Raw genomic sequence first — 22,484 nt, forward strand, 5'->3', positions numbered from 1 at the left:
ATCCTTTGAGAGAAATAATGAAAACCCGAGGGAATTTGTGATTAGTCAATGATTTTTAACAATATGGTTAAGGTATTGCTGTTATTTATCGGAATGTGAATGGATTTATTCCGAAAGGATAAACAATCAAGATCTACTTATTCTCAAGGGTTTGAATTATTTAAAGTGCGGTCAGAATTTGAGGAATTTTGATAAAAACTCGTGAAAAACTGACCGCACTTGGTTTTGGTTAATAGATTAGCCTAATATCACATTCACTTCAGTTTCGACATAAACCGTGTAATCTACATCAGAAACATTGGCATGATATTCATCGTATCCTGTTTTATGCGTAGCTTCAGCTTTAGTAAAGCCTTGTAAAACAAGCGTATCATCATTTGAACTGCCAGATACGGTAACGGTTTTTTGACCGATCTTACTCACAATATCATCTGATAGCGTTAATCTATCCGCGGTACTTTCTCCCATGACAATTGTATTGATTTGATTACCTAATTCTTTAAGCTGTTCAGCTGACCAAGTGGTTAAATCAATTTCTCGAGCAATAAGTGAGTTACCATTACGATCACCTAATGAAAATCTATCAATTGAACCATCTGATTTAAAATCAGATAAAGTGTATTCTGTAGTTCCACTATTATCTATATGCATGTAATAAGTATTTACAACCCCATTAGGATAGCTTACAGTTTCTTCAGTCACTGCAGCATTAAATACTGCGTCTCGTGAAATTACTTTTGCTGTCCAATCAATCGTATTATCAATACCTGCATCGTATTTAGTCAATGAGCGTAGCCCATATTCATCATATTCATATTCATATCGATATGGTCTACCACCTTTCCATAAGACATCCTCAATATCAATAAGATTATCTGAATCTAGATATTGATATGTTGCATCACGTACTCGGCCATCAGAATATTCTTGATGGAATGATAGTCTTCTACCTAATTCATCGTATGTACGAGTATCAGTTTGATCAACTTCTCCATCGCCATTTTTATCATATTTAACGACCATAGTTTGTCCATATTGGTTGTAGGTCGCTTCAATTATTTGGTCAATATGTTCATCATTCCCATCATCAAAGGAATTTTTAACCACTTGACCTAATGCATTACGTTCGTAGAAGCGACTAGCATCTACTTGGCTGTCTCCATTATTATCATATTCCGTTTTGTCTATACGCCCATAGTTATCTAATGTATAGGTTTCTACACGGTCGGCACTACCATTGACTTCCCCATTTTGATTGTAGTTAACATCAACCGTGCCATCTTTATTTATGGTAACCATATTGCCATCACCGTAGTTGTCAATATGTGTTTTCACAGTTTGACCTAACGCATTACGTTCGTAAACCTCAACGACACTTGGTGAGGTGGTTTGGTTACCCATATAACGCACCATGGCTGTGCGGTTTCCGCTATCATCAAGGGCATAAAGCTCCGTTTGGGTTAGGGTTGCTTCACCTGTTGCATTAAGCAGGTAAGTTTTACTACCAATCACTTGACCTTTGTCATTCAATACATTTTCTACACGAGTATCTGGCGTGCCATCTGCAGTGATGTCCGTTTCAGATTGCGTTACCACACCGTTTGCATTACGCGTGTAAGCGACTTTTTTATCGGCGTTACCATCCGCATTATTATCGGTTTCTTGAACTACGACACGGCCTTCCGCATCAAGTTCAGCATTCGTGATAATTCGGTCAATACCAGCATGGTTACCCGTAGTCGCACTTGATGTCGCACCTGTAGAGGTTTTCGCATCAAGGTCTTGATAGGTTTTAAGCGTATTGCCATTCGCATCAAGCACACGGTAGTCAATTTGCTCAAAGTCACCTTTGGCATCAAGGTTGTATTTCACCTCGGTGACTTCACCTTTGGCGTTGAGAGTGTTGACTTCAAACTTATCAATCCCTGAAAGTGTGGTAGTTTTTCCATTAATTTCCACATTTAGTGTTTCACCAGAGTTTTTCGCATCCGCATTGGTGTATTTCGCTAGCACATTACCGTTAGAGTCTAGGTCAAAGTAGTCAATAGCGGTTTCGGTAACTTTGCTATAGGTACCATCAGGTTTCGCGTCTGTTGGTACAGCGTAAGTGGTTTTGATGATTTGCCCTTTGTCGTTCAACTCGTAAGTTTCCACTTGGTCAATGGTACCATCACCATTTGCATCAATGTCTTTGCCTATCATTTGGCCTCGTTCATTGTAGCGATATTTTTCCACACGGTCAGCTGCACCCTCATCGTCGGTTTCATTCCCATCGTTAAAGAACTTGGTTTGGATAAGGTTGCCGTTGGCATCGTATTTGTTCACCGCAATACGGTCTGGCGTGCCATCACCATTGTCATCATAAGTGGTACGTTCTACCTGTCCCTCAGCGTTGTAGTCATAGCTTTCAGTACGGTCTGGTGTCTTATCAGCGTTACCATCAATGAGTTTTTTGCTGACTTGACCTTCAGGGTTGTATTCATAGGTTTCAATGATATCCACCCCTTTCACTGATTTACCGTCAACTACTTTAGCTTTGCCTGTAGAGGTTTCACCATCAGCATTGATGTATTTGGCGACGAGCTGACCATCAGCATTATAGCTGTTGGTTTCAATACGGTCGGCTTTGCCATTATCATTGGTGTCATCGCCATCGTTGAAGAACTTGGTTTCAGTCACATTACCATTTTTATCGTAGGTGTAGGTTTCTACACGGTCAACCGTGTTATCTTTACCATCATTGTAGTTATCATTGAAGCTGGCTTTTGCTGGTTTGTAAACTGTTTCAGATTGTCCATCTTCATTGGTAATAGTAAATGGTTTATTGCCCTCATAGGTAATTTTTACATCCACCTTACCATCGTCGTTATTATCTAATAAACGTTCAACCACATCGGTTTCATTACCGCTTTCACCAAGGGTATCGATTCGCTCTGGGTTACCGTTACCATTGAGGTCATATTTTATTACGTGAGGTTTATCACCTTGATATTCAATTTCTTTAGTAAGAACTTGATTACCATTAGGGTAGGTAATAAGGTCAACCTTGCCATCCTCTGGTTTATTGTCAAACTCTGTTTTGGTTAACGTATTAGCTTTATTTAAGTCATTATCGAAGTGGTCAATCTTCTCAAAGAACTCGTTACCATTTTCATTGTGTTTAATGGTTTCCACACGACCATTATCGTCCGCATCGATTTCTACTTTAGTGATATTTGATGGATTGTTGCCTTTGTTATCAAAGGTTTCCACTTTTTCATTATTACCATCACTGTCCGCATCATATTCTTTACGGTCAATAAAGCCATTTTTGTCGGTGTCAATATCACGCTCAATCACTTTACCACTATCTACATCAATATGCTCAATCTTAGATGGATGGGCATCCTTGGTATTGTCATAAGTGGCTTCGGTGATTTGGTCCACTTTGCCATCATCGTTGGTGTCAAGCTCCGTTCTCACGGTTTTTGAGCCATTTGCGTTGAGGGTAGTGGTGGTTTTTTCTTCCATATGACCGTTGGTATTCGCATCTTTTGTGTCCACGGTGGTTGTGGTGCCATCTTGTGTGGTTGTGGCGGTTTCATGTGTGACTTTATTGTCTGCCGTTTTTTCTGTGGTGACCGTTGAATCCATCACGCCATCATCCTTGCTAGAGGTTTCCACAGTGGTTGTGGTTGAACCGTCTGCTTTTGTGTTCACGGTCGTTTTTTCATCTACATGACCGTCGGCATCTTTATCGTTTTCCGTTACGGTGGTGGTAGCGCCGTTGTCTCCAGCGGTGGTGCTTTCTTTGGTGGTGGAAGTGGCTTTTCCTTCTGGATTTCTTTCTGTGGTTTCCGTTGAATCCATCACACCATTATCCTTGCTAGAAGTTTCCACGGTAGTTGTGCTTGAACCGTCTGCTTTTGTGTTCACGGTCGTTTTTTCATCTACATGACCGTCGGCATCTTTATCGTTTTCCGTTACGGTGGTGGTAGCGCCGTTGTCTCCAGTGGTGGTGGATTGTTTGGTGGTGGAAGTGGCTTCCCCAGCTGGGTTTCTTTCTGTGGTTTCCGTTGAATCCATCACGCCATTATCCTTGCTAGAGGTTTCCACAGTAGTTGTGGTTGAACCGTCTGCTTTTGTGTTCACGGTCGTTTTTTCATCTACGTGTTCATCGGCATCTTTATTTTTTTCTGTTACCGTGGTGGTTGAACCATCATCTTCTGTGGTTGTGGTTTCTTTGGTGGTTGAAACAGTTTGACCGTTGCTGTCTTTTTCTTTCACCGTGGTTGTTGAGCCATTTTCATTTTTGACCGTTGTCGCCTCGGTGCTACCGGTGACATGATCGTCTTTGTCTTTGGCAATGGTTGTAGTCGTGGTTGAACCGTCCTCATTTTGTTTAGTTGTGGCTTCGGTGCTGCCGGTTACATTGTCATCTTTGTCTTTGGCAATGGTTGTAGTTGTGCTTGAACCGTCCTCATTTTGTTTGGTTGTGGCTTCGGTGCTACCGATTTTATTGCCATTTTCGTCTTTGATGATAGTTTTTACAACATTACCCTCTTCAGTTGGCTTAGTGGTGGTTTCCGTACTACCCGTGGTGTGACCGCTTGCGTCTTTGTTTTCGGTCGTTTCCGTGGTTGAACCATCCTCATTTTGTTTTGTGGTGGTTTCTGTACTACCCGTGGTTTTACCGCTTGCATCTTTGTTTACGGCTGTTTCGGTAGTCGAACCATCTTCATTTTGTTTTGTGGTGGTTTCTGTGCTACCGGTGGTGTTACCGTGCGCATCTTTGTTTACGGCTGTTTCAGTAGTTGAACCATCTGCATTTTGTTTTGTGGTGGTTTCTGTGCTACCGGTGGTGTTACCGTGTGCATCTTTGTTTACGGCTGTTTCGGTAGTTGAACCATCTTCATTTTGTTTTGTGGTGGTTTCTGTACTACCCGTGGTTTTACCGCTTGCATCTTTGTTTACGGCTGTTTCGGTGGTTGAACCATCCTCATTTTGTTTTGTGGTGGTTTCTGTCGTACCGGTGGTGTTACCGTGCGCATCTTTGTTTACGGCTGTTTCGGTGGTTGAACCATCCTCATTTTGTTTTGTGGTGGTTTCTGTACTACCGGTAGTTTTACCGCTTGCATCTTTGTTTACGGCTGTTTCGGTAGTTGAACCATCCTCATTTTGTTTTGTGGTGGTTTCTGTACTACCGGTAGTTTTACCGCTTGCATCTTTATTTTCGGTCGTTTCCGTGGTTGAACCATCCTCATTTTGTTTTGTGGTGGTTTCTGTACTACCGGTGGTGTTACCGTGTGCATCTTTGTTTACGGCTGTTTCGGTAGTTGAACCATCCTCATTTTGTTTTGTGGTGGTTTCTGTGCTACCCGTAGTGTTACCGCTTGCATCTTTGTTTTCGGTCGTTTCCGTGGTTGAACCATCCTCATTTTGTTTTGTGGTGGTTTCTGTGCTACCCGTGGTGTTACCGCTTGCATCTTTGTTTACGGCTGTTTCAGTAGTCGAACCATCTTCATTTTGTTTTGTGGTGGTTTCTGTACTACCCGTGGTTTTACCGCTTGCATCTTTGTTTACGGCTGTTTCAGTAGTCGAACCATCTGCATTTTGTTTTGTGGTGGTTTCTGTCGTACCGGTGGTGTTACCGTGAGCATCTTTGTTTACGGCTGTTTCGGTAGTTGAACCATCCGCATTTTGTTTTGTGGTGGTTTCTGTGCTACCGGTGGTGTTACCGTATGCATCTTTGTTTACGGTGTCTTCTGTTATTGAGCCGTCTTTATTATGTTTGATAGTGGTCTCACTGCTACCCGTAGTGTTATCGTATTTATCTTTGGTTTCCGAGGTTCGGGCATCTGCATTGCCATCCCCATCCTTATCTTTGGTTATGGTCGTGGTGGTAGAACCATCTGGGTGATTGATTACCTCTGTGGTTTCTTCCGGCTTACCATCTTCATTCATATCCTTTTCAGTGGTTTCTTTTGTGGTGTTACCCTTACTATCTTTTTCGGTGGTGATTGTGGTATCGAATTTACCATTACCATTGGTATCTTTTTTCTCTATTGTGGTGGTTGAACCATCAGGATGAGTGTTGGTTTCCGTGATAGGTGCGGCAGCAGAACTACCTGAAGAACCGTTTTTGTCTGCAAGGGCGAACATTCCCCCTAAAATTCCTAAGCTTGCCGCCCCGACATATAATGGTGTGGCATCAGCAATAGCGCCACCTGCTTCGGCTGCTGGGGCAACGGCATTTAATAATACGGCATCGGTAGATTGTTTTGCTAAGGCAGATAAGGCATCAGACCCTAATAAGGCATCGGCTTCAGCATTGGAGAGGTGAGCGGCTTGGGTTACAAAGCCATTTTCATTGATGATAAGTTGGTCAAAGCCGACACCATTTTCTGCTTTTAATAACAGATTGTGTGGCGATTTAAAAAAGCCGTCGAGTTCAATGGTGTTGCCATTGTCTAAGGTGATGACAAGGTTATCCCCTTGGCGTTGCGTTTGTTTTACGCTTGAGTAACTGAAAGGCAATACAATGGTATCTTTCGATAAGACATTGATAATGACTGTATTTTTCATAAGAATATCCTCTTAAGGTTGTGGTTTAAAAATGTATTCATCCAGCACCGCACTTTGTATAGCGCGGTGTTTGTTTGAATAAGTGTGTGAATAAAAAAGACCTTGCGCGAGAGAGTCAGAGGTTGCGTAGGGCCAAAAGGAAAATGCCCGCGTTGATTGCTATAAATAGAATGAACGCGATGGCAAGGGGGCAGAGATGGGGGAACGTTATCCCCCGTCTCACGATTTAAAATGGGTGTTAAGGTTTTTGATTGTGCAAAAAATAGGCGTGTGCGTAATGCTCGCACGGGATTAAGGTCATCATGTTTATTGAAAACGCCTTGTTCTTGTAAGAAAAAACGCACGCAACAGGTTGGGAAATCCCACCAGAAAACGTGAAATAAAGGGGCTAACTTGAGAACAAAGAAAAGGAAAAAAGAGAGAGAAAAAGAGACAGAAAAATAGGCAAAATAAGCCTTGACATCAACTAAATATTGATGTCTGCTTGCTTGCTTGCTTGCTTGCTTGCTTGCTTGCTTGCTTGCTTGCTTGCTTGCTTGCTTGCTTGCTTGCTTGCTTGCTTGCTTGCTTGCTTGCTTGCTATGCCTTGTTCTTGGATTTTGTTCATATTTTGGTCGCGCGTTAAAATTGCGCTTATTCTATCTGAATCATTAGTATTGTCAATTCTTGGGAAGTATGATTTATAGTAAAATTCCCCAAAAACCAAAATGGAGCGCAATATGACCTATCCCGTACATTTCCGTAAAAAAATCATAGAACAAGCCAAAAAAGCAGAGCGAATTGTAGATTTTCTAAAAATCTACGGCATCAGCACATCCACTTTTTACGCATGGAAGAAAGAAATCCAACCGAAAAAAGGACACCAAAAAAAGCCAAGAACCATCAATAATGAAGCATTGCTCAACGATGTCAAATGCTTCCCCGATGCCACTCAGGCTGAAAGAGCCGCACGCATGGGCGTAACGCAAAGCGCTATCTGTAAAGCTTTACGCCGTCTGAAAATCAGCCGTAAAAAAAACACTGTATCATCCTCAAGCAGACGAACAGAAAAGACAGAACTTTAAAGAAGTGCTGACAGCTTATTCTGAAGCGGGATATGACGTTGTTTATTTAGACGAAAGTGGATTTGAGAAGCAGACTTTTCGCACTCACGGCTATGCGCCTGTTGGAGAGAAATGCCAAGCTACACACAACTGGCAGAAAATGGCTACTCGAACCAATGCAATCGGCGCTATTCGGGAGGGGAATTTATTTGCACTCAGATTATTTTACTGTCCGATTGACAGTGATATTTTTTATGTTTGGCTGACCGAAGCATTGTTACCAGAGCTTGAGAAGCCGACGGTTATCGTGATGGATAATGCCGCATTCCATAAACGACAAGATATTATCGAAGCGATTGAGCGGACAGAACATAAGATTTTATGGTTGCCACCTTATAGCCCTGACTTAAATCCAATTGAGAAAACATGGGCTTGGGTTAAAAGTCTGAGAAAACAATGGCGGCTTGATTGTGTTGATGCTTTATTTTTTTGGATTTTAACAATTGTTTCGGTTTTTTAGGAATTTGACTATAGTTACTATTTTCTTGCTTTTAGGCGCTAAATCATTTGAATTTGTTCTATTGTAAAAGCCACTTTTGTTTATGGCTGTTTTATCAATAGCCCGATGCTGATTTTTTGTCAGTAATCAAAAAGTAAATTAAGGGCTATTGGGATATAACCCTTAATTTTATATGGTGTTTACCCCAACACCGCACCACTTAAATCAATAAATATTCCTGCAATTGTTGCGCTCATTAAATTGGCTAGTGTGCCTGCAATTACCGCTTTTAAGCCGAGGCGTGCAATATCTGAGCGGCGGGTTGGTGCCATACTGCCAATGCCACCAATTAGCACGGCAATTGCGCTGAAATTAGCAAAACCACATAAGGCAAAGGTGATAATGGCTTTGGTTTTATCACTAAGCTGAACGACAGCATCAGGTTGTAGATATTGGGCAAATTCTAAATAACTAACAAATTCATTGACAGCTAATTTCATTCCGATCATTTGCCCTGCGATTTCAGCATCTTGCCAAGGTACACCAATAATAAAAGCAATAGGTTGGAATAAATAACCGAGTAGGCTTTGTAAGGTCAGATCGCCATAGCCAAACCAGCCACCGATACCGCCGATTAAGCCATTTAATAATGCAATGGAGGCAATAAAAGCAATCAACATTCCCCCTACATTAATAGCGAGCGTTACCCCTGATGCAGCACCATTTGCAAGGGCTTCCACAATATTATTGGGTTTGTCTGTTTTGACGTTTTCTTCTAATCTATCGCTGAATTTTTCTGTTTGTGGATACATCAATTTAGCAAACAATAGTCCAGCAGGCGCTGCCATAAATGAGGCGGCGATTAAGTAGGTAAGTGGTACGCCCATTCCTGCATAGCCGGCTAATACCGAGCCTGCGATGGAAGCTGTTCCGCCTACCATCACAGTAAAGAGTTCGGATTCAGTCATTCGATTAATAAATGGTTTCACAACTAGTGGGGCTTCTGTTTGTCCAACAAAAATATTGGCTGCCGCAGACATTGATTCTGCTTTGGACGTGCCGAGTGCTTTTTGCAAGCCACCGCCAATAATTTTGATCACCCATTGCATCACACCGATGTAGTACAATACAGAAATTAATGCAGAGAAGAAAACAATAATCGGTAGCACTTTGAAGGCGAAAATAAAGCCGATATTGCTTGGATCAGCAAGGTTACCAAAAAGGAACGCAATCCCTTCATTACCGTAATTAATGACTTTGCTCACGCCTTCAGCAGTGCTAAGTAGGGCATTTCTTCCAGCGGGAACATATAAAATGAGTGCGGCAAAGCCGATTTGTATGGCTAATGCACCGAAAATAGTGCGAAAATTAATGGCTTTGCGATTGTTGGAAAACAGCAATCCAATGCCAAGCAGGACGAAAATCCCGACAATACTGATAATGAGATCCATAGTTACGCTCCTTGATGAATGAATTTAGATAATCGTAGTCATTTTTTGTATGCCGCATTGTTTGGCAAATTCTGCCAGTGCCTCGGTTTCTTCTACCGTAGGAATAAAAGGGGTTAAACCAGCCTCGTCTCTTGCGCCTTTGCTATGCACGCGAATGATTTTGAATAATACATCGGGATAATCTCGCAATAGCTGTGCCGCTTTTTCCACTAATCGATAGGCATCAAAAAAATCTTTGACAAAAACCAACCGCACTTCTTCAATTTTTGAGTGCGGTAATAATTTGGCAAGATTTTGCCAATTTCGGGTGAGATTTTCTGTTTTGATATGTTGCGTTGTAGGGATAATTTGATTTGGCACCTTGCCTTGCTGATTTCGCCGTTCAAAGCAGAGTGTTTGCAAGCCTAAGCTATCACCTTTTAGGTCAAAGAGAAATTTATCCGTTACGGCAATTAAGGCTTGGGTGCTGTCATAATCAAAGAAGCCACTACTATCAAGATAACAGGTTAGACCTTGTTGGCGTAAAGCCTGAAATAAGGGAATCAATTTTTTATGATGAATTGTTGGTTCCCCGCCAGAAACGGTAACCCCGCGAATAAAAGGCACTGCATTCATTACTTGATCATACAAATATTGCAAGCTAACTAATTTCGCTTCACTGTTCTTTCTTGGAATTGTTTCAGGGTTGTGGCAATAAAGGCAATTTAATTTACACCCTTGTAAAAAAATACTGGTGCGATTACCTTGTCCCTCTACATTGGAAAAGGGAATGATCCGATGTAGAGGCACATAGATAGTTGATAGGGTAGCACGTGTAACCATTATGAATTCGATGTTACGTTTTCTTCATCACGTAATTGGCGATCAAAGACGTTCGCACAATCGTCTGTTCCTGCACCATACCAAGTGGTGTCACGTAATACCGCTTCGCCTTTGCGATAGCGTTCAACCTCGCTTTTTTTCACTAAGTAGCCCGTTACGCGAATGAGATCGGTATTTTTCAGATAAGTCGTAATATAACGATAGCCTAGTGCAAATGCTCCCTCGATGATATCGACAACCGCATCTAAATGATCGGTATAGGTTTGATCGAATGCAAAAAGATCACCTGTTCCCGATGGGAAATATTTATGGAATGGGGCAGATTGTTTTAAATGCGCAAGCAAAGTAGGCTCTTCACCCACGCGAATACGGTGTGCAGGGGTATTCATTTTATCTTCTTCGTGATTGCTTGCCCCGACTTGTGCGTGTAGTAAATAATGATGATGAGTACGTTCCACATAAAGCCCTTTATGAGCATTATTCACTGCTTGCAATTTATCCATAATTAATGTGGCAATTTCATCACCACGTTGGCTTTGCCCAAAGGTTTCATTGATACCTTCTTGTTGTAAAAGATGGTTCACCGCATCGGCTAGTCCAACAATCGCAATCATACTCGTGAAGTTTTCACGTTTGATAAATTCTTCTTGTGCCAAGAAGCTGCTTTCAAAGAAATTGCTTTCTTCGATCAAGAATTTATGCCGTTTATCCATTGTGGAAAGGGCGAGTTTTGCTACTTTCGGTAACAATTCGTTCACCATTTCATCTACACTTGAACAAGCGCGCCCGATCGTGCCTAATCTCAAGCGAGTGAGTGTATAAGCACCACCACATTCAGGCAGTGCATTATAACAACTTGCGATACCATATTGTTCACCCAGATCTTCAATGTAGTAAGCGTCATTGGCAAAAGATGGTTTTGAGACTAATAAACAGGCTTTCGCTGCAAGTTCTGCAAATTCACGAGAGGTTTTTTGTTTGTCATAGCGAATCGTCATATTCGGCGTGGTGTTTTCTAACTCAATGACAGCCTGTAAAATTAAACGCCCCGCTTTAGTATCATAAGGACCAATATTGGCATGGCAGAATGAATCCGCAATGGTTTTATCAATATGGTTTAAGAAACGTTTAATTTTAATATAATCTTGTTTTTCATCAGTAATGAATGGCTCGAGCAACGTATCTAAACGACCAATATAAACAGGGTAAGTGGTAATAGAAGGAACGTGGGAATAGAGAATAAGCAATCCATCTAGCACTTCATCAAGATCTTTGGGTGGAGGTAAGTCAAGGAATTTACAGCCTTTTTGAATATACACATTATAATCAGGCAAAATATAACGCGGACGATAAATAGCATAACCCTCACATAAATCACAAATCATATGATTTTGAATGTATTCCCATTCTTCTTCAGTGTAACCTAATAAATCAATGGGGTTAAATAATCGCTCAGCAATATTGCCTAAGCTCATTAATTTTTGATGATAAGTGAGGTTTTTCGCTTTAACCACATCGAGAATATCTTGTAGTGAGGCTTGCATGGGTTGCTCCTTGTATAAAATTTATGCCGAGTTGGCAATCATTCTACCTAAGGAAAGGACGCATTACCGTGATTTAGATCACAGACTTGAGGAATAATGTAGATAGTTAAAAATAGCGTTATTTCAAATAAAAATAAGGCGGTGTGGACAGCCCCTTATGTACCATTTGTACAGTGCGGTCGCTGTTGCCTTGTCTTATTTTCATTTTAAACGACTAGAAAAGAGCTGAACAAAAAATAGGTTCAGCTCTGAATGGCGGATCGCGTGATGTTGAAATAACATTGCATTGGCTTGATTTGCCGTACACTGTGCATTAGTTACTCAAATATAAACAATGATAGCTTATTGATTTGGTTCAAGCACTTCAATTTCTGCATTGCTGTGCAATCCTCTTGGAAGTTGGCTTCCTTTGCGTCCACGTTCAGCACGGAAACGTTGTAAATCTTCCGCTTTAAGGGTGATTTTACGTTTGCCTGAGTGAAAGACCAAGCTAGCTTGCTCAGAAATGAGTAATAATCGCACCAATAATTCGGAACGATCTTTCGCATTTGCCGCAGGAATAGAAATAATTTTGTTGCCTTTTCCTTTGGATAATTCAGGTAAATCTTGCACAGGGAAAATCAACATTCGTCCTGCTGAAGTTAATGCAACGAGTAGTTGTTGATGTGCCTGTAAGGTTAAAGGTGGTAGTACTTGCGCGTTTTCAGGAAGTGAAATTAATGCCTTCCCTGCTTTATTTCGAGCCACTAAATCACTAAATTGACAAATAAATCCATAACCCGCATCAGAAGCCATTAAGAGTTTTTGATCCTCATTTTCCATTAATACTTGGCAAACGCTTGCACCTGCGGGTAAGGTCAGTTTACCTGTTAGCGGTTCGCCTTGTGAGCGTGCAGAAGGTAAAGACAGCGGATCAAGCGCATAACTACGTCCTGTGCTATCAAGAAATACAACAGGCTGATTACTTTTCCCATAAGCGTGAGCAAGGTAGCTATCACCTGCTTTATAGCTGAGGTTCTGGGCGTCAATATCGTGTCCTTTTGCACAACGCACCCAACCCATTTGCGATAAAATTACCGTAACAGGTTCGGCTGGGATCATTTCATTTTCTGCAATGGCTTTGGCTTCAGCACGCTCTATAATGGGTGAAAGGCGAGGGCTGGCAAAGGTTTTGGCATCTTGTTGAATTTCTTTTTTAATTAATGTATTTAAGCGACGTTCTGAAGCTAAAATCTGTTCTAAATTTAACCGCTCTTGCGCTAATTTATCCTGTTCAGCTTGTAGTTCGTGTTCTTCCAATTTGGCTAATTGGCGTAAACGTAAATTTAAAATGGCTTCGGCTTGTTCATCAGTTAAATCAAAACGAGCCATCAGTTCTTGTTTCGGCTTATCTTCATTACGGATAATGGCAATCACCTCATCAATATTTAAAAAGGCAATCATCAAACCTTGTAAAATATGTAAGCGATTTAGCACCTTATCTAAACGATGTTGTAAGCGTTTGGTGACGGTGCTACGACGGAAACTAAGCCATTCAGTAAGAATTTGTAACAGATTTTTGACAGCAGGTTTGTTGTCCAAGCCAATCATATTCATATTAACACGATAGCTTTTTTCTAAATCGGTTGTGGCAAAAAGGTGATCCATTAAGACATCACAATCTACTCGATTAGAACGCGGAACAAGCACGATTCGAATTGGGTTATTATGATCGGCTTCATCACGAATATCTTCAACCATAGGCAATTTTTTAGCGGTCATTTGCTCGGCAATTTGGCTAATGATTTTCGATGGAGAGGCTTGATGTGGTAACGCTGTGATGACAATCTCGCCCTCTTCTTTTTTCCACACGGCACGCATTTTAATTGAGCCACGCCCTTGCTCATAAATTTTTCGGATATCTGCTTTGCTGGAAATAATTTCCGCTTCTGTTGGATAATCAGGACCTTGTAATACGGTCATTATTTCATCTAAATCCGCGTTGGGATTATCAAGTAGCATTATTGCGGCTTCGGCAACTTCATTAAGATTATGTGGTGGAATATCGGTTGCCATTCCCACCGCAATGCCCGTTGTGCCATTGAGCAAAATATGCGGTAAACGTGCGGGTAAATACTGTGGTTCTTCTAATGTTCCATCAAAATTGGGTTGAAATTCCACTGTCCCTTGTCCAAGTTCACCTAACAGGATTTCAGAAATTTTAGACAGACGTGATTCGGTATAACGCATCGCTGCGAACGATTTCGGATCATCGGGCGCGCCCCAGTTTCCTTGTCCATCGACGAGTGGGTAACGATAAGAAAAAGGTTGTGCCATCAGCACCATTGCTTCATAACAAGCGGTATCGCCATGCGGATGGAATTTACCTAATACGTCCCCGACAGTGCGTGCAGATTTTTTATATTTCGCGGTGGCATTGAGTCCCAATTCCGACATCGCATACACAATACGGCGTTGCACAGGTTTTAGTCCATCACCAATAAAGGGCAATGCACGATCCATAATCACATACATTGAATAATTTAAATAGGCACTTTCGGTGAAGTTTTGCAGTGGCATTTGCTCAATGCCTTCGTAATTAATTGCTGCCATAACGTTGTTTTTCTCTTATATTCGTTAAAATTAAAGTGCGGTGTAATTTTGGGTTATTTTTTAATGTTTAAATCCAGTGGAAACATCCGCATCAGGGTTACGCTCGTGATAAGGTTCGTCTTTTAATTTTCCGCTGAAAATTTGTGGATTTTCCTCTCCACTGACTATTAATACCCCTTTTGCCCCTTTTTCTGTACGGAAAATGGAATGATCCACGAAAGGATAGATGCCGGGTACGGGAATCGTCGTTTCCGCCATTATTGCGCCACCAGCAGGAATCAAGGTGGTTTGCACATTGTGATTTTGTAATGAACCGCCTTCCACATACACGGTATCAAAAGGTTTACCAATCAAATGAAAGGAAGAAACCTTATTAGGGCCTGCATTACCTACATAAAAACGTAGTTTTTCGCCCACTTTCGCTTTTAAGGCGTTATCCCCAAGCATCGAACCGTAATGTCCGTTAAAGACCACATAATCAGGGAGTTCATAGCTTGCTTTTTGCATACTAAAAACCTGTAAGCCCGCTTCGCCAAATTCCCCTTGCGTATAAAATTCGTTTTGGACAATATAAAATTCTTTATCGACAGGGGGTAAACCGGCTTTAGGCTCAACGAGCATTAAACCAAACATTCCTTTACCTATATGTGTGGGCGCGCCCGGCATTGCTGCGCAGTGATAAAGATAAAGCCCGGGCGATAGCACTTTGAACTGGTAAATGCTGGTATGTCCCGGTGTCGTGTTGCTTGCTAATGCGGTGCCTTCAGGAGCAGCCGAAGAATGAAAATCAATGCTATGTGGTAGTTTGGCATTGATTGGGTTGGATAAATGCACTTCCACCGTATCGCCCTCACGCACACGGATAAAAGGGGCGGGGGTTGAGCCATTATAGGTCCAATATTTGAATTGAACCTTAGGCATAATTTCCATAATTTTTTCTAACGCTTCTAGTTTTACCACCACCCGTGCTGGGTAATCGCGTGTAATTGGGGCGGGGACATTCGGTGCGGTAGTGAGTTCTGCTTCAATTACAGGTAATGAGGTGGAATTTTGCTTTTGCTCTGCGGATAAAGGGGCATTTTGCTTAATACTGTTCTTTAAAGTTTGAGTAAAATCAAGCAAAGATTCTTGTACCACATTTTGTACTGTGGTGGTTAAATTTTCAGCTGAATTTTCTACCGCACTTTGCATATTTTTTGCCACTTCTTGCATTGCCTGTTGCAACTGCGTAAGGGAATGCTGTAATTGTGCGTTTTGTGCTGTGCTTGTGGTATCATCTGCATTTTTTTCTGCCTGTTGTGCTTGCGTGATTGATGAAGATGTGCTTGCCGTATTGATTTCATTGGCGGCAAATGCAAACGGAATATTGGTAAAAAGTGCGGTGCATAATAATGCGAAAATGGTTTTTTTCATCGCGATTCCTTATACGCTAAGATCAACTTGATCACCTTTGGATTGTAACCAGCTTTTGCGATCTTCTGCGCGTTTTTTAGCTAACAACATATCCATTAATTCAAAGGTTTCTGTTTGGTTTTGCTCATTCTCTTGATCAAAGGTGAGCTGTACTAAGCGACGTGTATTGGGATCCATTGTGGTTTCCCGCAACTGGCTTGGGTTCATTTCTCCTAACCCTTTAAAACGTTGTACATTGATTTTCCCTTTCTTATTTTTGAGGCGATCTAAAATCCCGTCTTTTTCCCCTTCATCAAGGGCGTAATAAACTTCATTACCGATGTCAATGCGATAAAGCGGTGGCATTGCCACATAAACGTGGCCTTCTGCCACCAGTTTGGGGAAATGGCGTAAGAATAGGGCGCAGAGTAGGGTAGCAATATGCAAGCCGTCAGAATCCGCATCGGCTAGAATACAAACCTTGCCATAACGTAACTGAGAAAGATCGCTATTGTCCGGATCAATTCCCAATGCCACAGCAATATCGTGGACTTCTTGTGAACCAAGAACTTGATCGGCGGAGACTTCCCAAGTATTTAGAATTTTCCCCCTAAGCGGTAGAATGGCTTGATATTCACGATCTCGCGCTTGTTTCGCCGAGCCGCCAGCAGAGTCTCCTTCAACTAAGAATAATTCAGTTAAGGCTAAATCTTGTGAGCTACAATCTGCTAATTTCCCCGGAAGGGCTGGACCGCTCACTTGTTTTTTGCGCACCACTTTTTTCGCTGCTCGTAACCGCCGTTCAGCAGAGCTAATCGCCATTTTGGCCAGTTCTTCCGCTTCTTGTACATTTTGGTTGAGCCATAAACTAAACGCATCTTTTACCACACCGCTGACGAAAACGGCACTTTGACGGGAAGATAGACGTTCTTTCGTTTGTCCTGCAAATTGCGGATCTTGCATTTTGATAGAAAGCACATAAGCACAGCGATCCCAAATATCATCGGCGGTAAGTTTAAGCCCTCTTGGTAATAAATTGCGAAATTCGCAAAATTCACGCATTGCATCGAGCAACCCTTGGCGTAAGCCATTAACGTGCGTTCCGCCTTGAATGGTGGGAATTAAGTTTACATAACTTTCACCTAATAAATCACCGCCTTCAGGTAACCAGATTAATGCCCAACTTGCGGTTTCTTTTTCTGTTTCAAAATTTCCAACAAAAGGCGAGGCGGGGAGTGTGGTATAGCCTTCTACGTTTTCCGTTAAATAATCGGATAAACCGTCTTGATACAGCCAAACATCTTCTGTGCCGTTTATTTTATCAATAAAGCGAATTTCTAATCCCGAACAGAGAACCGCTTTGGCACGTAATAAATGGCGTAAACGGCTAACAGAGAAGTTACTGCTATCAAAATATTTTGGGTTAGGCTTGAAATGCACAGTCGTGCCAGTTGTACGGCGTCCACAAGTGCCAATTACCTCTAATTCTTGGACTTTTACGCCATTTTCAAAGGCGATTTTATAGACCTGTCCGTTACGTTTAATTTGAATATCCACACGGTCAGAAAGGGCATTCACCACAGAAATTCCCACGCCGTGCAAACCGCCAGAGAACGTATAGTTTTTATTAGAAAACTTTCCTCCCGCGTGCAATTTAGTAAGGATTACTTCAACGCCAGAAACCCCTTCGCTAGGGTGAATATCCACCGGCATTCCACGCCCATTATCAATCACTTCAAGGGATTGGTCTTTATGTAAAATCACTTCGATTTTTGTGGCATAGCCAGCAAGGGCTTCATCAACACTATTATCAATGACTTCTTGCCCTAAGTGGTTTGGGCGAGTGGTATCCGTGTACATTCCGGGGCGCAGTTGAACGGGCTCGAGATCTTTTAAAACGGTAATTTCATTGGCGGAATAATTCGTTGTCATTGGGTTTTCCGTAATTTAATAATAAAAATTGCTAAAAGTTTAGCAAAAAAACCAACTGATACAAAAGTGCGGTTGGTTTTTTTGCTTTTTTTATTCGTTACCTAAAACGCCTAAATTCCAGTTTATTGCCTCTTTAGGGCGTTTTTCTTGTAATAAGAAATGTTGGTTAGCTTTTGCTTGTGGTTGCACCACCGTGCCTGATGGGGTAGAGAATGCAATGCCACCTTTTAACAATTGTTGCATTGATCCTGTATTAATAGATAGCCCAGTGAAACCTAATTCCATACCATAGCCTGAAGCGATCCAAAACTCAGAATTTTGACGCACGAGAGATTTATGCTTATTGGCAATGACAATATGCACTAATACTCGATCACCAATGGAATTCAATTCCAAATTGCGAATTGTACCCACTTCAACCCCTCGATACATAACAGGGGAACCCACGGTGATATTCATTGCATCTTTGGTTTCTAAAATTAATGGGAAACCATCACCATATTTATTGGTTGTTGGCACGGATTGTGTTAAACGAAATTGATTGCGTATTTTTCCGCTACCCGCTTCGACATCAATATAAGGTTGTAATAAACTGTCTAAATTTTCAATGCCACCAGCGGAAATTTGTGGTGAAATGAGACGGAATTTACTGTTTTCTTTCGCAATCATTGCCATATATTGGGGATTAATCAATGCGATGGCAATGATTTTGCGATCTGCGGAAAGCTCAATGCGATCCACTTCACCAATGGTTAAGCCCATATAACGTAATGGCATTCCTTTGCTTAGATTTGTGGCATCACTTGCCGTGAGCTTAATGATTTGTCCAGCGGATTTGGCACGCATTTCATTTGGATAAAGAATTTTATTCCCTGAACCGCTGTTATCAAAGCTAATTGCTCCTTTTAGAGTGCGTGCAATAGGCGTTGCTTGGATACTGATTCCTTTTGGCGTAATATCCACCTGCGCAGCACTTTCCACCCAGAATAGGCTTTTATTGGTCAGTAGATCACGATTTTTAGGATAAATGAAGACATCGACATCAAAATGATCTTTTTTCGGATGAATGGCCAGAATTTTACCCACTTCATATTGGCGATAAAGCACAAGAGAGCCTTTATCAATACTCGGTAGTTGTGAGGTGGTTAAGGTAATTGTTGGGGTGAGAGCATTGCTCACAATCCCCGCTTCTGCATTGCTGAGATCACTATATAAAGGAAAACTTTCAGGCAATTTTCCAGATTGATGACCCGCAACAATACGAATACCACCTTGAAGCCATTTTTCTGGCGTAGCTGCTTGCATTTTTATCCCATCAGCGCCAAGGCTCACTTCAAAATTCGAGGCAGCAATAAACAGCGTATCTGGATGGATTAAATGGCGGTATTTACTTGCAATAGCAATGTTAAAATGCACATTATCTTGTTCGATAGATTGGCTCACAATTTCACCAATGGCAAAATTATTATAATAAATTTGTTGCCCTTCACTAATATTATAGGTTTCTGGTGCGGTTAAGGTTAGCACCAGCGTATCAGGTTGTTTAAGTAAAAGCTCATTCTCTTTGATAACATTAAATTGCGTCTGTTTTTCACCGCTACCACTGACGACATCAAAATATTCGCCCCGTAATAATTTTTGCGGATCTGAGAGTTCATTTAAGCTAAATTTTGTGTTGCGTAATACTATTTCGGTGTTAGTTTTGAATAAATTTTCAGCACTAGGATCAATAAGTAATTTGCCCTGTAAAATTTTCTCATTATTTTCCACCGCACTTAACTCAGAAAGTAAACCGATTTGTGCATCTTGTGAATATACAGCGGTTTTACCTGCTTTTAATCCCGCTATATTTGGCATAGTGATATTAATTTCAATACCACGTTTGGCCGCTTGTAAGTTGGCATATAATCGGTAACTGCTGTTATTTTCCGCTTGAGGGCTATTTTGTGGGGAATCAAATGCCACCGCACCTTGAACAACCGCATTCAAACTATCTACCTTGACATTAATGCCAGACATACCAATATTGGCGTTAATCCCACTGATGTTCCAGAAATGGCTGTCTTTTTTTACAAATTGCGTATAAGGCTTATCGATCACAACATCAATTTCAATTTTCTTTTGATCTTTTGTGAAACGGTAATCATAAATTTTCCCTACGGGCATTTTTTTGAAATAGACAGAGGCGCCAATAGAGATCGAGCCTAAGTCATCAGCAAGTAAATGAATAAGCAAATCGCCTTCAGTAACTTGAGCTATCGGCCCTTCATCTTCTGCCACAAATTCATCTTCTGATTCACCATCACCGGGTTGTAGGGTAATGTAGTTACCAGAAACCAGCGCATCAATACCTGAAATACCGGCTAAAGAAGCACTTGGACGAACTAACCAAAATTTGGTGTTTTGGCGCAAGACCGTTTTAGCTTCGGGGTAGATACTTGCAGCGACTTCGACTTTTTTCAGATCATCTGTGAAATTCACCTTTTTTACCACCCCGATCTGTAAACCTTGATAGCGAATTTGCGTTTTCCCAGCGACTAAACCATCGCCATTATCAAAGGTAATTTTGATACTAATCCCTTGTTCTTGTATTATTTGAAAGAACAAAATCGCCCCAATACATAAGGCAATAAACGGCAACAGCCAAAAAGGTGAAATCCGTTTATTTTTATGAATAGTGGCTTGTACCTGTTGATAATTTTCTTCAATACTATTTTTGTTTTTTTCTGTCATAAATCTTCCAAAGTAAACGACTGTCAAACTGTGAAGCTGAAATCATTGTTAAAAATACGGCTGCACCAAAATAGAACGCAGCAGGACCAACGGAAAAATTAATAATCTGTCCACGAGCAACAAGGGACATCATCAAGGCGAGTACGAATAAATCTAACATCGACCAACGTCCAACAAAATGCACGAGATGAAACAGACGCATTTGCCATTTTATAGATTGGTGAATATTGAAATGTACACAAATTAAGAGATAAAGCAAAATAAAAACTTTACTGATTGGGATAAAAATACTGGCTGAAAAGACAACGAACGCCACAAAGTAACTGCCCATTTCAATAAACGTCATTACCCCAGACATCAAGGTATCCGCACTTGGTGCGCCATTGACATAAACTACCGACATAGGCAATAAATTAGCAGGGAAAAGCATAATAATCCCCGCAATTAAGGTTGCCCACGTGCGTTGCAACCTAATATTTGCCGAAACTTCCGTGATGGTGAGGCAACGCGGGCAACGCTTACGATGTTTGCTATCTTGATAAGGTTCGGTAAAAGTATAATGACATTCCAAACACACGCAAGGTGGTTTCTTGGGCATTGCAGTTAAAAATCTGTCTTGTGGATAAAAATCATTCCATAATGCATTAAGATTGAGCTTAATAAAGAGCAGAGTAGTTAAAAGTGCGGTGAAAATAAAGGCAATTAAATAAATATCAAGGCTAAGCGTGGCGTATTCTCGTACTTTAAACATTGTTACCCCTAAGGCAACCAAATACACATCAAACATCACCCAAGGTTTAATGTATCCCAACGCGAGTAAAATATTACGCGGCTTAATGCCGAATATTTGTGAAAGACGAAGTAAAATAACCAAAATCGCAAAAGAAATGGGCATAAATACGGCACAAAGAAAAATTAAAAATGCCGTATATGGATAGCCTTCCGTTGCCATTTTCCATACCCCTTGCCATATTGATGCCTCTACCCGTGTACCCAGTAAATCAATACTCAATAAAGGATAGTTCAAGGCAAAAGGCATTAAAATCAACATAGATAGCGCAATCATTGAGCAACGATGTAAACTCCAACGGCTGCCCGAATATAGCACTTCATCACAGCGAGGACATTCTGCATATTCGCTTGCTTTCAATGTTGGCACAGACACCGTGGCATCGCAATGAGAACAACGTGCAATATGCTGTTTGGCGTAATCTGTGCTGTTTAACGGTTTAGTCATTAAATACGATAAGTGAAAATAAAATCGCTATTTTATATGGATTTAAATGGTTTTCAAAGTGCGGTGATTTTTTACGGAAAATTTAGGCAAAAAGTACCGCACTTTGTTTGATTGACAAAATTTGTGATGCTTATTAATCTTGAATTGTCGCTGCTACGATTGAAAGGAGGCAAAGTGTGCTGAATTTATTCAAGAAACCAATTAATAAAAGTGATTTCGAATCTTGGTCAAAAATGTCAGATGATATTGCTAAGGTTGCAATTTTAGCGATACCTGTTATTCTGTATGGGAAAGATTCTATTGCAATAAAATGCTTAAATACCGTTCTACTTGGTGGAGCGATTTATCTCTTTTTAGTAGGCGGACGCTTATTTAGGGAAAAAGCAAAGGGAGGAAAATAATGGAAATGACATTTGGACTTGTTGTTTTTGCATTAATCGGTTTGATTGTTGCATTAACGGCAACTTATCTAACAAAACACTAAACGTTATTTTTTTTAAGCCTGCAACGCAGGCTTTTTCATTTTAGTTCATCATAGCCCACCGCTTACGGTGGGCTTATTCATATACATTTTGCATCACGCATTAGCAATTCAGCATAAACTCGATCAAAAAATTGCCATTTTCTTCTAATTTAAGCTAGAATAGCGCAGATTTTTTTATTCAAAATTAGTGG

The 22,484-nt window shown here is 41.0% G+C and carries 13 protein-coding genes; 3 read left to right on the plus strand and 10 right to left on the minus strand.

Annotation, left to right across the window (positions count from 1 at the left end; all coding sequences use genetic code 11):
- Positions 1–237: 237 nt before the first annotated feature.
- Together L5B83_RS06805 and L5B83_RS06810 are read right to left on the minus strand one after the other, a co-directional pair.
- Complete coding sequence (locus tag L5B83_RS06805) at positions 238–6,564, minus strand: hypothetical protein (protein ID WP_265777956.1); 6,327 nt, start codon at positions 6,562–6,564, stop codon at positions 238–240.
- Between the two features lie 466 nt (positions 6,565–7,030).
- A complete protein-coding gene (locus L5B83_RS06810; protein ID WP_265777957.1) occupies positions 7,031–7,171 on the minus strand; it encodes a hypothetical protein in 141 nt (46 codons plus the stop codon).
- 112 nt (positions 7,172–7,283) lie between these two features.
- Here L5B83_RS06810 and L5B83_RS06815 point away from each other — a divergent pair, with 112 nt between their 5' ends.
- Both L5B83_RS06815 and L5B83_RS06820 read left to right on the plus strand, forming a co-directional pair.
- A complete protein-coding gene (locus L5B83_RS06815; RefSeq protein ID WP_265777958.1) occupies positions 7,284–7,628 on the plus strand; it encodes an IS630 transposase-related protein in 345 nt (114 codons plus the stop codon).
- Positions 7,629–7,632: 4 nt separating this feature from the next.
- A complete protein-coding gene (locus tag L5B83_RS06820; RefSeq protein ID WP_265777959.1) occupies positions 7,633–8,127 on the plus strand; it encodes a transposase in 495 nt (164 codons plus the stop codon).
- A 179-nt stretch (positions 8,128–8,306) separates the two neighbouring features.
- Here the strand turns inward: L5B83_RS06820 and L5B83_RS06825 are convergent, their stop codons facing one another.
- The 8 genes from L5B83_RS06825 to L5B83_RS06860 all read right to left on the minus strand — a co-directional run bounded on the left by L5B83_RS06825 (position 8,307) and on the right by L5B83_RS06860 (position 21,809).
- Complete coding sequence (locus L5B83_RS06825) at positions 8,307–9,557, minus strand: NupC/NupG family nucleoside CNT transporter (RefSeq protein ID WP_265777960.1); 1,251 nt, start codon at positions 9,555–9,557, stop codon at positions 8,307–8,309.
- Positions 9,558–9,581: 24 nt separating this feature from the next.
- Positions 9,582–10,379, minus strand: coding sequence for a 4Fe-4S cluster-binding domain-containing protein (locus tag L5B83_RS06830; protein WP_265777961.1), 798 nt, complete (start codon positions 10,377–10,379; stop codon positions 9,582–9,584).
- Positions 10,379–11,923 (minus strand): YjjI family glycine radical enzyme, encoded by a 1,545-nt coding sequence (locus L5B83_RS06835; protein ID WP_265777962.1) that lies wholly within the window; start codon positions 11,921–11,923, stop codon positions 10,379–10,381. The genes L5B83_RS06830 and L5B83_RS06835 overlap by 1 nt, the downstream gene beginning before the upstream one ends.
- Positions 11,924–12,265: 342 nt before the next feature.
- On the minus strand, positions 12,266–14,515 hold the full coding sequence (parC, locus tag L5B83_RS06840) for a DNA topoisomerase IV subunit A (RefSeq protein WP_265777963.1): 2,250 nt from the start codon (positions 14,513–14,515) through the stop codon (positions 12,266–12,268).
- Positions 14,516–14,575: 60 nt separating this feature from the next.
- On the minus strand, positions 14,576–15,604 hold the full coding sequence (gene nirK / locus L5B83_RS06845) for a copper-containing nitrite reductase (protein WP_265778392.1): 1,029 nt from the start codon (positions 15,602–15,604) through the stop codon (positions 14,576–14,578).
- 333 nt (positions 15,605–15,937) lie between these two features.
- Positions 15,938–17,839, minus strand: coding sequence for a DNA topoisomerase IV subunit B (gene parE, locus L5B83_RS06850; RefSeq protein WP_265777964.1), 1,902 nt, complete (start codon positions 17,837–17,839; stop codon positions 15,938–15,940).
- Positions 17,840–17,929: 90 nt separating this feature from the next.
- The gene (locus L5B83_RS06855; protein ID WP_265777965.1) at positions 17,930–20,572 is read right to left on the minus strand and encodes a PqiB family protein; all 2,643 of its coding nucleotides are present in this window, start codon (positions 20,570–20,572) and stop codon (positions 17,930–17,932) included.
- Positions 20,550–21,809, minus strand: coding sequence for a paraquat-inducible protein A (locus tag L5B83_RS06860; RefSeq protein WP_250350124.1), 1,260 nt, complete (start codon positions 21,807–21,809; stop codon positions 20,550–20,552). Before L5B83_RS06860 ends, L5B83_RS06855 begins: the two co-directional genes overlap by 23 nt.
- A gap of 176 nt (positions 21,810–21,985) precedes the next feature.
- Between L5B83_RS06860 and L5B83_RS06865 the strand changes: the two genes are divergently transcribed.
- Positions 21,986–22,210 (plus strand): hypothetical protein, encoded by a 225-nt coding sequence (locus tag L5B83_RS06865; protein ID WP_250350125.1) that lies wholly within the window; start codon positions 21,986–21,988, stop codon positions 22,208–22,210.
- Positions 22,211–22,484 lie beyond the last annotated feature (274 nt).

The organism is Avibacterium sp. 21-599, from assembly GCF_026226765.1.
GTDB lineage: Bacteria > Pseudomonadota > Gammaproteobacteria > Enterobacterales > Pasteurellaceae > Avibacterium.

Coding starts and splice junctions, on each gene's coding strand:
- L5B83_RS06815 (WP_265777958.1), top strand. CDS start 7,284: ATGACCTATCCCGTACATTTCCGTAAAAAAATCATAGAACAAGCCAAA.
- L5B83_RS06825 (WP_265777960.1), bottom strand. CDS start 9,557: ATGGATCTCATTATCAGTATTGTCGGGATTTTCGTCCTGCTTGGCATT.
- L5B83_RS06855 (WP_265777965.1), bottom strand. CDS start 20,572: ATGACAGAAAAAAACAAAAATAGTATTGAAGAAAATTATCAACAGGTA.
- parC (WP_265777963.1), bottom strand. CDS start 14,515: ATGGCAGCAATTAATTACGAAGGCATTGAGCAAATGCCACTGCAAAAC.
- L5B83_RS06830 (WP_265777961.1), bottom strand. CDS start 10,379: ATGGTTACACGTGCTACCCTATCAACTATCTATGTGCCTCTACATCGG.
- L5B83_RS06860 (WP_250350124.1), bottom strand. CDS start 21,809: ATGACTAAACCGTTAAACAGCACAGATTACGCCAAACAGCATATTGCA.
- L5B83_RS06805 (WP_265777956.1), bottom strand. CDS start 6,564: ATGAAAAATACAGTCATTATCAATGTCTTATCGAAAGATACCATTGTA.
- L5B83_RS06810 (WP_265777957.1), bottom strand. CDS start 7,171: ATGAACAAAATCCAAGAACAAGGCATAGCAAGCAAGCAAGCAAGCAAG.
- parE (WP_265777964.1), bottom strand. CDS start 17,839: ATGACAACGAATTATTCCGCCAATGAAATTACCGTTTTAAAAGATCTC.
- L5B83_RS06835 (WP_265777962.1), bottom strand. CDS start 11,923: ATGCAAGCCTCACTACAAGATATTCTCGATGTGGTTAAAGCGAAAAAC.